Source organism: Ruegeria sp. AH7 (assembly GCF_056541325.1).
Window position 1 is genome coordinate 863,717 of sequence record NZ_JBQFYF010000001.1, and the last position, 11,358, is coordinate 875,074.

Here is an 11,358-nt window from a genome sequence, read left to right on the forward strand (position 1 = left end):
TAGGGTCTTGCATTCACCACGCTCGATGGCAAGTCTGCGCGACATGAAGACCCTGTCACAATCCCCGACCGACCCTACTTTTGTCCAAAACCCGTACCCGTTCTACGACACGGCCCGCGCCTGTGGCGATCTATTCTATTGGGAGGACTACCGGATGGTCGCGGCAGTCTCACACAAAGCTGTGCAGGCGCTGTTTCGTGACAGACGATTTGGCCGTGAAGTTCCACTCGAACACGCCCAACCCGCGCCAGATCATCTGGCCCCGTGGCTTGCGGTCGAAGCGCATTCGCTGCTCGAAACTGAACCGCCCCGCCACACGCGCCTGCGCGCTTTGGTTACCCGCGCCTTTACCTCTCGGGCTATTACCAGCCTTGCGCCTTCCATCGAAACGCTCTGCCATGAACTGATCGATCACTTTCCTGATACGCCGTTCGACCTGCTGCAGGCTTACTGCACCCAAGTTCCGGTCATCACAATCTGCCGCCTTCTCGGTGTACCCGAGGCAATGGCCCCAGATCTTCTGCGCTGGTCCCATGACATGGTCGCCATGTACCAGGCCAGCCGAACGATCGAAACAGAACATCGGGCGGCGCAATCCTCGCGCGAGTTTGCCAATTTCCTTCTGGGCTACATCGATCAACGACGCTCGGACCCGCGCGATGATCTGATCACCCGCCTGATTGCAGCTGAGGAGGAAGGAGAGAAACTCTCGACGGATGAACTGGTCTCGACCTGTATCCTGCTTTTGAACGCCGGGCATGAGGCAACGGTGCATTCGCTCGGCAATGGGGTAAAAACTCTACTACAAACTCAAACCGCCCCGACTGCGCTCGCATCTGATGCCATAGACTCCACGGTCGAAGAAATCCTGCGCTACGACCCGCCCCTACATATGTTCACACGCTACGCCTATGAAGACATCGAGGTCTTCGGTCACCCATTCAAACGCGGCGATCAGCTGGCATTGCTGCTCGGGGCGGCCAATCGAGACCCCGCGGTTTGGCCTGATCCAACCCTCTTCGATCCAACTCGGCCCGTCCAAACCAATTCCAGCTTTGGGGGCGGTCTTCACTTCTGCGTCGGCGCGCCGCTCGCCCGGCTTGAAATGCGCATCGCCTTGCCAATCTTGTTCGACAAATGCCCCGATTTGCAATTGACCGAACCTCCGCAATTTTCAAACAGCTACCATTTCCACGGCTTGGAAAAACTGATGGTTCAATACTGAATCGCGCGTGCCGCGCGATGCCTCCGGCGGGGATATTTTTGGCCAGATGAACAGGGGATCCAGACTTCATCTGGCCCAAAGTATCCCGGGGGGAGTCGCCCCGTTAGGGGCGGCGGGGGCAGAGCCCCCTAGCAGCTTAATCGACCGCCAATGCGTTCAAGGGAAGCATTGTTGTTGATTTTATCTCTTCCATCGACAACAGCGCAGTGACGTTGTGCACACGCACTTCAGCGATCAGGGATTGATAGAACTGATCATAGGCACGGGCATTTTTAACCCGAACCTTCAGGATGTAATCGATATCCCCAGCTAGGCGGTGCGCCTCTTGCACTTCGGGCTGATCCCGTAGCGCTTTCAGGAACTTGCGCTGCCAGTCTGCCTCATGCTCCGAGGTCCGGATCAGAACAAAGAATGTTGCCTCAAAACCCAACGCCTCAGCATCCAGCAAAACCGTTTGCTGGCCAATAATGCCAGCACTTTTTAGTTTACGGATTCGATTCCAAACAGGCGTCTTGGAACTGCCTACATTGGCCGCTATTTCATCCAGCGACTGACTGGCATCGCGCTGCAACTCTGCCAAAATTTTCCGATCTGTGCTGTCTATCCGCACCGTCATTCCGGTTTTCCTTCGAATCTAGAACCTACGTCCCGCCATTTTCAATCATTAGAACATTTGTCCTTATTTGATCACCAATATGGCGCTTTGATGGGAATATTTCCTATATTGAGGGGCAAGTCAAACCACGCTCTGGACGATCTGATGCAGTTCGAACGCACAACAGGATATGTTGAATTTGTCGGCGCCGGGCCCGGCGATCCGGACCTGCTGACGAAAAAGGCCCTCAAAGCCTTTATGCGCGCTGATGTTGTCCTGCATGACCGACTGATCAGCGCAGAGATTCTGGCGCTTGCCGGTCAGACGGCGACTCTCGTCGATGTTGGAAAAGCCGGGTTTGGACCCTCCTGGAAACAGGAAGATATCGACGCGCTTCTGGTCGACTATGCGCTGAAAGGCAACCGCGTCGTGCGCCTCAAATCCGGTGACCCCACTGTGTTCGGACGGCTGGATGAAGAAATCGACGCCGTCGATGCTGCTGGGATCCATTGGAGCATCGTTCCGGGCATCACAGCCGCGTCTGCCGCTGTTGCAGGAATTGGCCAAAGTCTTACCCGCCGCGGTCGTAATTCTTCGGTTCGCTTTCTGACCGGGCATGACATGAAAGGCTTTGCCGATCACGATTGGTCTGCGCTTGCCCGCAATGGCTCGGTTGCCGCGATCTATATGGGCAAAAAATCCGCGCGTTTCATTCAGGGCCGTCTGATCATGCATGGCGCGGATCGCACGACCCCGATCACATTGGTCGAAAACGCCTCGCGCCCCGATCAGCGCGTTCTGACCACCAATCTGGATCAATTGCCCATCGACCTGAGCGCCGCCGAAATGGATGGCCCGGTGCTGACATTCTATGGCCTTGCCCCGCGTCAAGCAGCTGAGGCCCTGACCGAATTCAATAAGGAGCTTGCCTGATGGCCCGCGCTTTTACCCCCAAAGTTGTCACCGCCAATGACCTGTTGGAAGGCGATGTGATCTATCAGACCGAGGATGACCGCTGGTCGCGTGAGCTGTCAGAGGCCGAGCTGATCACCGATGAGGCCCACGCGCAGGTGCGTCTGCTGGATGCGGCCCGTCAGGCCAACAAGATTGTTGGCGCCTACCTGGCCGATGCGGTCGCAGGGGACAACGGCCCCGAACCCACCCATTTCCGTGAGGAGTTCCGCCGTACCGGACCTTCGAACTATGCCCATGGCAAGCAGGAAACTGAAACGCAGCCCCGGGCCTGATTTCCGGCCCTTCTCTCCCCCCTTCAAGGCCCCGGGTTTCGGGGCTGCAACTAAGGACAGCTAGATATGTATCGCTACTCCGAGTTCGACACAGCATTCCTGGCAGAGCGCAACAAACAGTTCCGCGCGCAGGTTGAGCGTCGTATTGACGGCTCGCTGACCGAAGATGAATTCAAACCCCTGCGCCTGATGAACGGCCTGTATCTGCAGCTGCACGCCTACATGCTGCGCGTCGCCATTCCCTATGGCACGCTGAACAGCGCGCAGATGCGCCAACTGGCTCTGCTGGCCGAGAAGTGGGACAAGGGCTATGGCCATTTCACCACCCGTCAGAACATCCAGTATAACTGGCCGAAACTGAACGACGTGCCCGATATGCTGGACGCGCTGGCCGAGGTTGGCATGCACGCCATCCAGACCTCGGGCAACACCATCCGCAACGTGACTGCTGATCATTTCGCCGGTGCCGCCGCGGATGAGATCGCCGACCCGCGCCCCTATGCCGAACTGCTGCGCCAGTGGTCGACTGACCACCCGGAATTCCAGTTCATGCCGCGTAAGTTCAAGATCGCCATCACCGGCTCGGAAAACGACCGTGCCGTGATCAAGGCGCATGACATCGGCCTGCAACTGGTCGAGCGTGATGGCGTACTGGGGGCCCGCGTTATCGTGGGTGGTGGCCTGGGCCGTACCCCGATGATCGGTAAAGAACTGTCCGAATTCGTCGCCTTTGACGATCTGCTGGCCTATCTCGAAGCCACCGTTTCCGTATGGAACCAGATCGGCCGCCGCGACAACAAGTACAAGGCACGTATCAAGATCACAGTGCATGAGCATGGCATCGACGCTATCCGCGCCAAGGTTAACGAACGTTTCCTGCAGGTCCGCCCGCAGTTCAAGGGAGCCGACATGAACCTGCTGGAAGAGATCAAGGGTCACTTTGCAGCGCCTGATTTCCGTCAGGGCTCGGTTGCCTCGTTCGAAAGCGCCTATACCAACGATCCGGTCTTCCGGTCTTGGGTCGACACCAACATCGCGCCGCACAAGGATGCGAACCATGCGATCGTGACGATCTCGATTAAGAAGCACGGCCAGACGCCCGGCGATGCAACTGCCGAGCAGATGCGCGTGATGGCGGATCTGGCCGAAACCTTCGCCTATGACGAACTGCGCATCAGCCATGAGCAGAACGTGATCCTGCCGCATGTCCACAAATCTGACCTGCCGGCTATCCATGCGAAGCTGAAGGAATACGACCTGGCGACGGCCAATATCGGTCTGATTAGCGACATCATCGCCTGCCCCGGCATGGACTATTGCGCGCTGGCGACGGCCCGCTCGATCCCGGTTGCGCAAGAGATCGCGACCCGTTTTGACGAGCTGAAGCTGGAACATGATATCGGCCACCTGAAGATCAAGATCTCGGGCTGCATCAACGCCTGTGGTCATCACCATGTCGGCCATATCGGTATTCTGGGGCTGGATCGTGCAGGCGTCGAAAACTACCAGATCACCCTGGGTGGTGACGGCACCGAAACCGCGGCTATCGGCGACCGCACGGGTCCGGGCTTTGCCTATGATGAGATCGTACCTGCTGTGGAACGCATCGTGGACACCTATCTTGAACTGCGCGATAGCGCGGAAGAGGAGTTCCTGCAAACCTACCGCCGCGTTGGAATGGCGCCGTTCAAGGCCGCACTCTACCCCGAGGCACAGGCGAATGCCGCTTGATCTAATCCAGACGGAGCTGGGCAAGGATCGGCGTGAACTGACCGAAAAGGTTAATACGCTGAATGCCCGGTTCCGCCATCACTCTGCCCATGACGTGATGCATGGAGCCATTGAATTGATCGAGAGGCTTGCCCTCGTCTCAAGCTTTGGGGCGGAATCGGTGGTGTTGCTGCATATGGCGGCGGTGGTCGACAAGATGACCCCGGTGCTGTTTGTGGACACGCAGATGCTGTTCACCGAAACGCTGGAATACCAGCAGGAGGTCAGCGAGCGTCTGGGCCTGAAAAACGTTCATATCGTCCGCGCGGATGATCAGGACATTCAGCGGGAAGACCCCTATGGCGCGCTGCGCCTACGGGATACGGATGCGTGCTGCAACCTGCGCAAGACCTTCCCGCTGCAACAGGCATTGACCGGGTATTGCGGCTGGATTACCGGGCGCAAGAGATTCCAGTCCGGCACCCGCGCCGCGCTCGATTTCTTCGAGGTCGAGGATGGAACGGGCCGGATCAAGGTGAACCCGCTGGCCCATTGGGCGCCCGAAGATGTGCGCACCTATATGGACGAAAACAATCTGCCCCGGCACCCGCTGGTGGCCAAAGGATACCCTTCGATCGGCTGTGCGCCCTGCACCTCGCCGGTCAAAGAAGGCGAAGACCCCCGCGCCGGACGCTGGCGCGACCAGAGCAAGGAAGAATGCGGCATTCATTTTGTCGATGGCAAGATGGTGCGCGCCGGAGAGACAACATGAACGTAATCGTAAACGATGAGGGCTTTGCCCCCGATGACTGGACCGACGGGTTCGTCACACTGGAAGACGCCGCAAATGACGTTGTGGCGCTGGATGTGGCCTCGGACACCGACCCGGATGAGCTGATTGATCGCCTGGGCGGCGCCAAGATGGTACGCGTGGACTTTCCATCCTCGGCGGATGGGCGCGGCTTCACTATTGCTCGTGTTCTGCGCCTGAAAGGCTTTACTGGTCGTTTGCGCGCAAAGGGTCATGTCCTTGCAGACCAGTACGCCATGGCGCGTCGCAGCGGCTTTGACGAGGTTGAAATCGACAACGCACTGGCTGCCCGACAACCTGAAGATCAATGGCTGGCGCGTGCCGATTGGCAAGACAACAACTATCAGGCCCGCCTGCGCGGCTAAACCCGCCATCACCGGCCAACCAGAACCGGGGGCAATCTGTCCCCTTTTCCTGACCTGGATCAAAGATTAAACGGAGATGTCGGTTTAACAAACCGGCAGTGAAACGATGACAGAGATGAAACCCGTGAGTGAAGCAACCGCCGTAAAGGCCCCCGTTCTGCCCGACGCGCAGACCGTGACCGATGTGAAGCATTGGACCGACAGCCTGTTCTCGTTCAAAGTGTCGCGCCCGGCAACGCTGCGGTTCCGCTCGGGCGAGTTCGTGATGATCGGCCTGATGGGCGACCCGGACCCCAAGACCGGTCGTCAGAAGCCTTTGTTGCGCGCCTATTCGATCGCTTCGCCTTCGTGGGATGAAGAACTGGAATTCTATTCGATCAAGGTACAGAACGGCCCGCTGACATCGAAGCTGCAGCACATCAAACCGGGTGACCAGATCATCCTGCGGCCCAAGCCTGTTGGCACATTGGTCCATGACGCCCTGCTGCCTGGCAAGCGCCTGTGGTTCTTTGCCACCGGCACCGGCTTTGCCCCCTTCGCCTCACTGCTGCGCGAGCCGCAGACCTATGAGGACTACGATGAGATCATCATCACCCATACCTGCCGCGAAGTGGCCGAGTTGGAATATGGTCGTCAGCTGATCGACAGCATCCGTCAGGACGAATTGCTGGCCGAGCTGATCGGCGAAGGCTTTACCGACAAGATCCGCTACTACCCAACCACCACGCGGGAACAGAGTCCTAAGATGGGCCGCATTACCGAATTGCTGAAAGATGGCACCGTGTTTGCCGATCTGGGAATCGAGGGTGGCATCAAGCCGGAAACCGACCGTGCGATGGTCTGCGGTTCATTGGCTTTTAACCTGGATATCAAGGAAATCCTGGAAGGGTTTGGCCTGCGCGAGGGCGCAAACTCGGAACCCAAGGAATTCGTGATCGAAAAGGCATTTGTCGGCTGATCGACACGGCTGGCCGGGCCTTTCCTGACCCGGCCAGCCGATTCCCGCGATAATTCACGGGAATTTCCGACTAACAGGCGTTTATGCTGCTTGAAACGCTGCCCGGCCCGGTCTAAATTCCGGGCTCGAAATTCTGCAATCATCAAAGGAATGAACCCATAGCTCGCAGACCCCACAACGCGCCGCCGCAGAGAGACACTGGACCGCGCGTCAATGACAAGATCCGTGCCCCCGAAATTCGCCTGATTGGCGCTGAAGGCGAAAATGTCGGGGTGGTTCATCCCGCCAAAGCCATGCAACTTGCTGACGAAGCTGGTCTCGACCTGGTCGAAATCTCGCCCAATGCGAACCCGCCGGTTTGCAAGATCATGGACTTCGGCAAGTTCAAGTATGAAACGCAAAAGCGTGAAGCCGAAGCCCGTAAGAAGCAAAAAGTCATCGAGGTGAAAGAGGTCAAATTCCGGCCCAACACCGACACCCATGACTATGACGTCAAGATGCGCAACGTTTTCAAGTTTCTGGAAAACGGCGACAAGGTCAAAGTCACTCTGCGTTTCCGCGGTCGTGAGATGGCACACCAGAACCTGGGCCGTGAGCTTCTGGAACGGGTGGCCGAGGATGTTAAGGAAATCGGCAAGATCGAAAACATGCCCAAGATGGAAGGCCGTCAGATGATCATGATGATCGGTCCGCTTCCACAGAAATAAAACCGATTGCAGAAGCCCCCTTGATGCCAAGGGGGCTTTTTTGCGCGCGCATTACTGCCTTTTGCGGTCTTTGTTCCACAAAATCGCGTCTCGCAGGTCAAAGCCTAGCGAAATAAGATCGACCACCAGCAGCACCAGCAAAAACTGCGCGTAGATCGGCAGAAGATCGGTATGCGTGTTCAGAACGTAGACGATGATCAAAACCATTGGCGTCCAGAACAGCAGATGCGGAAGCGCCATGGCGCGCGACATACCACGCTCTGCCATCATGATAGGCAAGTTCAATGCCATCCCCAGAATGGCCAGTCCCGCAATCACCGTCCCATAGGGCTGATCCAGAAACGCCAGCGGCACCAAATTGGCCGGAACCAGAACCGCCGACATCCAAATTTGAACCCAGACCGGAAGGTTTCGGAAGCTGATCCAGATATCTCTGAGCATTTTCAAGGACCTTACTGTCTTTATTTCAGGTCGAGCTTAATCAGGCCCTCGCTGGCGGAAAGGCCCCTCACAGAATTGTCAGAGGGACGCGTCCAACGCCGCCGAAAGCTTGGTGACCAACTCGTCAATCTGGGCCTCTTCGATAATGAAAGGTGGTGCCAGCAGGATGTGATCACCGGTTTTGCCATCGCGGGTACCCGACATCGGATAACAAATCAGACCCTGGGCCAACGCCGCTTTCTTAACCTTCCCCGCTAGCCCCAAAGATGGGTCAAACGGGGTTTTGGTCGCGCGATCAGCCACCAGCTCCAGGCCCCAGAACAGGCCTCTCCCGCGTATATCCCCCACATGAGGATGCTGACCAAAGGCTGTGTTCAGCGCGGATTCCAGCTTCTCGCCCATCGCCGCGGCGCGTTTTGGCAGGTCTTGGGAGGTCAATTCCTGAACAACAGCCAGGGCGGCTGCGGTGGCGACTGGGTGGCCGATGTAGGTGTGACCATGCTGGAAAAAGCCTGAGCCATCCCGGATCGCGTCATAGATTTTGCCGGTACACAGCATCGCACCGATCGGTTGATATCCGGCCCCCAACCCTTTGGCAATGCACAATATATCCGGGCTCACCTGATCATGATCGCAGGCGAACAGATGGCCGGTTCGCCCCATACCGCACATGACCTCATCCAAAATCAAAAGCACGCCATATTGATCGCAAATCTCCCGAATCCGCTGGAAATACCCCTCAACGGCTGGAACCGCCCCCAAGGTCGCACCCACCACCGGCTCTGCCATGAATGCCATCACCGTATCAGGGCCAAGGCGCAAAATTTCGGCCTCAAGCTCATTGGCAACGCGCTGGCCATAATCAAAGCTGCTCTCATCATCGTGTTTTTCGGCATATTCGTAACAGGCCGCGATATGGGACATACCAATCAACATCGGTGCAAACTGCGCGCGGCGCCATTCATTGCCGCCCGCTGACAACGCGCCCAACGTGTTGCCATGGTAGCTCTGCTTGCGGGCAATCACATGGCGGCGTTCGGGCTGCCCGATCTCTAGATAGTACTGCCGTGCCAGTTTGATCGCAGCTTCGGTGGCCTCGGACCCACCCGATACAAAGTAAACCCGCTCCAAATCACACGGGGCGTGTTTGATCAGCAAATCCGCCAGCGTTTCAGCCGGTTCCGAAGTCATAAACCCGCTATGCGCAAAGGCGATCTGTTCCACTTGCTGCTGCACGGCCTTAATAACCGCCGGGTTGGAATGGCCTAAGCAGGACACGGCCGCATCCCCACAATCCAGATAGCGCTTGCCGTCTGCGTCGATCAGGTAACACCCGTCTCCAGCAACCGCGACGGGCAAGGTGGATTTTGTATGGCGTGGAAACACGTGGCTCATTGGGAAGTTCCTTTAAGCAAAGCGATGAGTGCTGTGACCGAGGCTGCATTATCAGGCCAGGGCTGGCCTTCCGAATTTGTCAGGCTGTTTTCAAATCCAACCCGTAGATCACCGCCCAGCCGCGCCGCCTCAGCCAGACACGCATGTTCGAGAGGCCCAAACGCGCACACCATCCACGGGGAAGTATCCTGAGGGAAGGATGCGATATCTTCGGGTGAGGAGACCTTATTGACCGTATACCGCCCCAGCACCAACAGGCGATCCACCTGCCCGTCTCGCACGACGCCTGCGTTCTGCCATTCGTTCAGCAGCGCCGCGTCCTCAGCGTCATACAGAATATGTTGCACCCGTGTGCCCTGATCATGACACAGCCCATAGACGCGTTCGGCCAGATCCGGCTGCCGGGCGATTTCTCGTACCGAGATCGAGGCCCATTTCGGCTGCACTCGGCGCAAACACTCAAACTGCGCCTCAACATCATAGAGACCAGCCGCCTCAGTCGTGATCTGAACATCCATCTTAGGGAGCTGCCTGTTCAGCTCTGCGACCGCCTCAAGATATCGCGCTGCATCCAGCGAATGACGCCCATCCGCGTCCCGAATGTGAAGGTGCAGACCATCCGCCCCCGTCATATGACATGCCCGTGCGGTCGCTATGGTTTGCTCCAACGTAACCGGCAGCTTGGCGTGATCCTCAGGTCCACGCCGGGCACCATTCGGCGCGACTAGAATATAAGGGGTTGTGGCCACCGGACCCTCCGCAATTGCCTCAGCTCGACCTACTCTGTTCCAGCTTGTTTTCAATTGGCAACATTGAAAACATATGTTTTCTTTGTCCTATGACCGATACGTATAGCCATTTGATCAGAACACTCCGGCACGACATTGATCACATGCCACCACAACTACAGGCGGCTGCGAAATATGTGATCGATCATCCCGGCGATTTCGGCCTTGATCCGATCCGCACAACGGCCCGGAAGATCGGCGTCAGTTCCAACGTTCTTGTCCGCCTTGCCCAACGGATGGGCTATGACGGCTACGACGCATTCCGCCACCCGTTCCGGCAAGCCCTGGTCACGGATGGAGAGGATCGCCTGCACCAGGATTGGTTATCGCTTCAATCGTCCGAAGGGCCGTTCAGCGCGGCCCAAGCCGATTTTGCCCGCAATGAGTTGAACGTGGTCGCCCGATCCCTACGCCTTGTAGAACCTGAACGGGTCAAGGCCGCAACAGATCTCATTCTGAACACGCAACGGTGCTTTGTCACAGCAACACGGGCCAGCTATGCTCTGGCCTATTACTTTCATTATGCAGGTCGCATGGCCCATCCCGGATTGCAGCTGGTTCCCCGGCATATGGGCTCTGCTGCAGATGATCTGTTGGATGCGGGCAGCGGCGATTGCCTGCTGGCCATTACAGTCAGGCCCTATTCAGCCGAAACCATCCGCACCATGCGCTTTGCTGCTGACAAGGCTATTCGGATCATCCTGATTTCAGATAGTGATGTGATCGCACCCGGGGTGCGCTCCGATATCAGCTTGCAGATCAGCACACGGTCAATGCACCATTTCTCTAGCTTTTCCGGGGCGATGGCCGTTCTGGAATGCCTGCTAAGCCATCTCTTTGCTGCAGGTGGTCAAGATGCCCTTCATCGAGTCGAGGCCTATGAGAAAGCCCGTGAAGACACAGGCGCATATTGGCAGCCGCAAAAATTGCCCAGACTACGCCGCACGTGAAAAAAAGCCCCGGTTTTCACCGGGGCTTTTGTTTCTTCGGCTGCCCCCCTTAGCTACAAGCTTGGACGGCACGTTTGGTCATGACGGAGACCAGATGTGCGCGGTAGTCTTTGCTGCCGTGCAGGTCGGCGATCATGTTCATCGGGTTGACCTTCAGCCCCATCAA

Annotated in this window: 12 protein-coding genes and 2 pseudogenes; 9 read left to right on the top strand and 5 right to left on the bottom strand. The window is 57.4% G+C overall.

Annotation, left to right across the window (positions count from 1 at the left end; all coding sequences use genetic code 11):
* Window positions 1-43: 43 nt before the first annotated feature.
* Window positions 44-1,225 carry a cytochrome P450 gene (locus ACR0JX_RS04410; protein ID WP_480541704.1) on the top strand — a complete coding sequence of 394 codons (1,182 nt, stop codon included), beginning with the start codon at window positions 44-46 and terminating at the stop codon, window positions 1,223-1,225.
* A 136-nt stretch (window positions 1,226-1,361) separates the two neighbouring features.
* Here ACR0JX_RS04410 and ACR0JX_RS04415 read toward each other — a convergent pair whose 3' ends face one another.
* The gene (locus ACR0JX_RS04415; protein WP_480541706.1) at window positions 1,362-1,841 is read right to left on the bottom strand and encodes an Lrp/AsnC family transcriptional regulator; all 480 of its coding nucleotides are present in this window, start codon (window positions 1,839-1,841) and stop codon (window positions 1,362-1,364) included.
* 132 nt (window positions 1,842-1,973) lie between these two features.
* Here ACR0JX_RS04415 and cobA point away from each other — a divergent pair.
* From cobA to infC, 7 genes and pseudogenes are all read left to right on the top strand, one after another.
* A pseudogene (gene cobA, locus ACR0JX_RS04420) lies at window positions 1,974-2,753 on the top strand (uroporphyrinogen-III C-methyltransferase); the annotation flags it as partial.
* Window positions 2,753-3,067 (top strand): DUF2849 domain-containing protein, encoded by a 315-nt coding sequence (locus tag ACR0JX_RS04425; RefSeq protein ID WP_170537020.1) that lies wholly within the window; start codon window positions 2,753-2,755, stop codon window positions 3,065-3,067. The pseudogene cobA and the gene ACR0JX_RS04425, both read left to right, overlap by 1 nt.
* 66 nt (window positions 3,068-3,133) lie before the next feature.
* Window positions 3,134-4,798, top strand: a complete 1,665-nt coding sequence (locus tag ACR0JX_RS04430; protein WP_480541709.1) for a nitrite/sulfite reductase — start codon at window positions 3,134-3,136, stop codon at window positions 4,796-4,798.
* The gene (locus tag ACR0JX_RS04435; protein WP_480541711.1) at window positions 4,788-5,549 is read left to right on the top strand and encodes a phosphoadenylyl-sulfate reductase; all 762 of its coding nucleotides are present in this window, start codon (window positions 4,788-4,790) and stop codon (window positions 5,547-5,549) included. The genes ACR0JX_RS04430 and ACR0JX_RS04435 overlap by 11 nt, the downstream gene beginning before the upstream one ends.
* On the top strand, window positions 5,546-5,953 hold the full coding sequence (locus ACR0JX_RS04440; protein WP_480541713.1) for a DUF934 domain-containing protein: 408 nt from the start codon (window positions 5,546-5,548) through the stop codon (window positions 5,951-5,953). The genes ACR0JX_RS04435 and ACR0JX_RS04440 overlap by 4 nt, the downstream gene beginning before the upstream one ends.
* Before the next feature lie 106 nt (window positions 5,954-6,059).
* Entirely contained in the window at window positions 6,060-6,911 is an 852-nt protein-coding gene (locus ACR0JX_RS04445) for a ferredoxin--NADP reductase (protein WP_480541715.1), read from the top strand.
* Between the two features lie 245 nt (window positions 6,912-7,156).
* Window positions 7,157-7,618, top strand: a complete 462-nt coding sequence (gene infC / locus ACR0JX_RS04450; RefSeq protein ID WP_480541765.1) for a translation initiation factor IF-3 — start codon at window positions 7,157-7,159, stop codon at window positions 7,616-7,618.
* Between the two features lie 51 nt (window positions 7,619-7,669).
* Here infC and ACR0JX_RS04455 read toward each other — a convergent pair whose 3' ends face one another.
* The 3 genes from ACR0JX_RS04455 to ACR0JX_RS04465 form a co-directional block, all read right to left on the bottom strand.
* Window positions 7,670-8,059 carry a hypothetical protein gene (locus tag ACR0JX_RS04455; RefSeq protein WP_480541717.1) on the bottom strand — a complete coding sequence of 130 codons (390 nt, stop codon included), beginning with the start codon at window positions 8,057-8,059 and terminating at the stop codon, window positions 7,670-7,672.
* 78 nt (window positions 8,060-8,137) lie between these two features.
* Complete coding sequence (locus tag ACR0JX_RS04460; RefSeq protein ID WP_480541719.1) at window positions 8,138-9,454, bottom strand: aspartate aminotransferase family protein; 1,317 nt, start codon at window positions 9,452-9,454, stop codon at window positions 8,138-8,140.
* Entirely contained in the window at window positions 9,451-10,203 is a 753-nt protein-coding gene (locus tag ACR0JX_RS04465) for a beta-keto acid cleavage family enzyme (RefSeq protein ID WP_480541721.1), read from the bottom strand. The genes ACR0JX_RS04460 and ACR0JX_RS04465 overlap by 4 nt, the downstream gene beginning before the upstream one ends.
* 143 nt (window positions 10,204-10,346) lie before the next feature.
* On the opposite strand from ACR0JX_RS04465, the gene ACR0JX_RS04470 reads away from it, so the two are divergent.
* Window positions 10,347-11,192 carry a MurR/RpiR family transcriptional regulator gene (locus ACR0JX_RS04470; RefSeq protein ID WP_480541722.1) on the top strand — a complete coding sequence of 282 codons (846 nt, stop codon included), beginning with the start codon at window positions 10,347-10,349 and terminating at the stop codon, window positions 11,190-11,192.
* A gap of 49 nt (window positions 11,193-11,241) precedes the next feature.
* Here the strand turns inward: ACR0JX_RS04470 and ACR0JX_RS04475 are convergent.
* Window positions 11,242-11,358, bottom strand: a pseudogene (locus ACR0JX_RS04475) (FAD binding domain-containing protein); the annotation flags it as partial.

Bases quoted from the DNA above. Each gene is read 5' to 3' on its own strand.
- ACR0JX_RS04410 (WP_480541704.1), top strand. From the start codon at position 44: ATGAAGACCCTGTCACAATCCCCGACCGACCCTACTTTTGTCCAAAAC.
- ACR0JX_RS04415 (WP_480541706.1), bottom strand. From the start codon at position 1,841: ATGACGGTGCGGATAGACAGCACAGATCGGAAAATTTTGGCAGAGTTG.
- ACR0JX_RS04425 (WP_170537020.1), top strand. From the start codon at position 2,753: ATGGCCCGCGCTTTTACCCCCAAAGTTGTCACCGCCAATGACCTGTTG.
- ACR0JX_RS04430 (WP_480541709.1), top strand. From the start codon at position 3,134: ATGTATCGCTACTCCGAGTTCGACACAGCATTCCTGGCAGAGCGCAAC.
- ACR0JX_RS04435 (WP_480541711.1), top strand. From the start codon at position 4,788: ATGCCGCTTGATCTAATCCAGACGGAGCTGGGCAAGGATCGGCGTGAA.
- ACR0JX_RS04440 (WP_480541713.1), top strand. From the start codon at position 5,546: ATGAACGTAATCGTAAACGATGAGGGCTTTGCCCCCGATGACTGGACC.
- ACR0JX_RS04445 (WP_480541715.1), top strand. From the start codon at position 6,060: ATGACAGAGATGAAACCCGTGAGTGAAGCAACCGCCGTAAAGGCCCCC.
- ACR0JX_RS04455 (WP_480541717.1), bottom strand. From the start codon at position 8,059: ATGCTCAGAGATATCTGGATCAGCTTCCGAAACCTTCCGGTCTGGGTT.
- ACR0JX_RS04460 (WP_480541719.1), bottom strand. From the start codon at position 9,454: ATGAGCCACGTGTTTCCACGCCATACAAAATCCACCTTGCCCGTCGCG.
- ACR0JX_RS04470 (WP_480541722.1), top strand. From the start codon at position 10,347: ATGCCACCACAACTACAGGCGGCTGCGAAATATGTGATCGATCATCCC.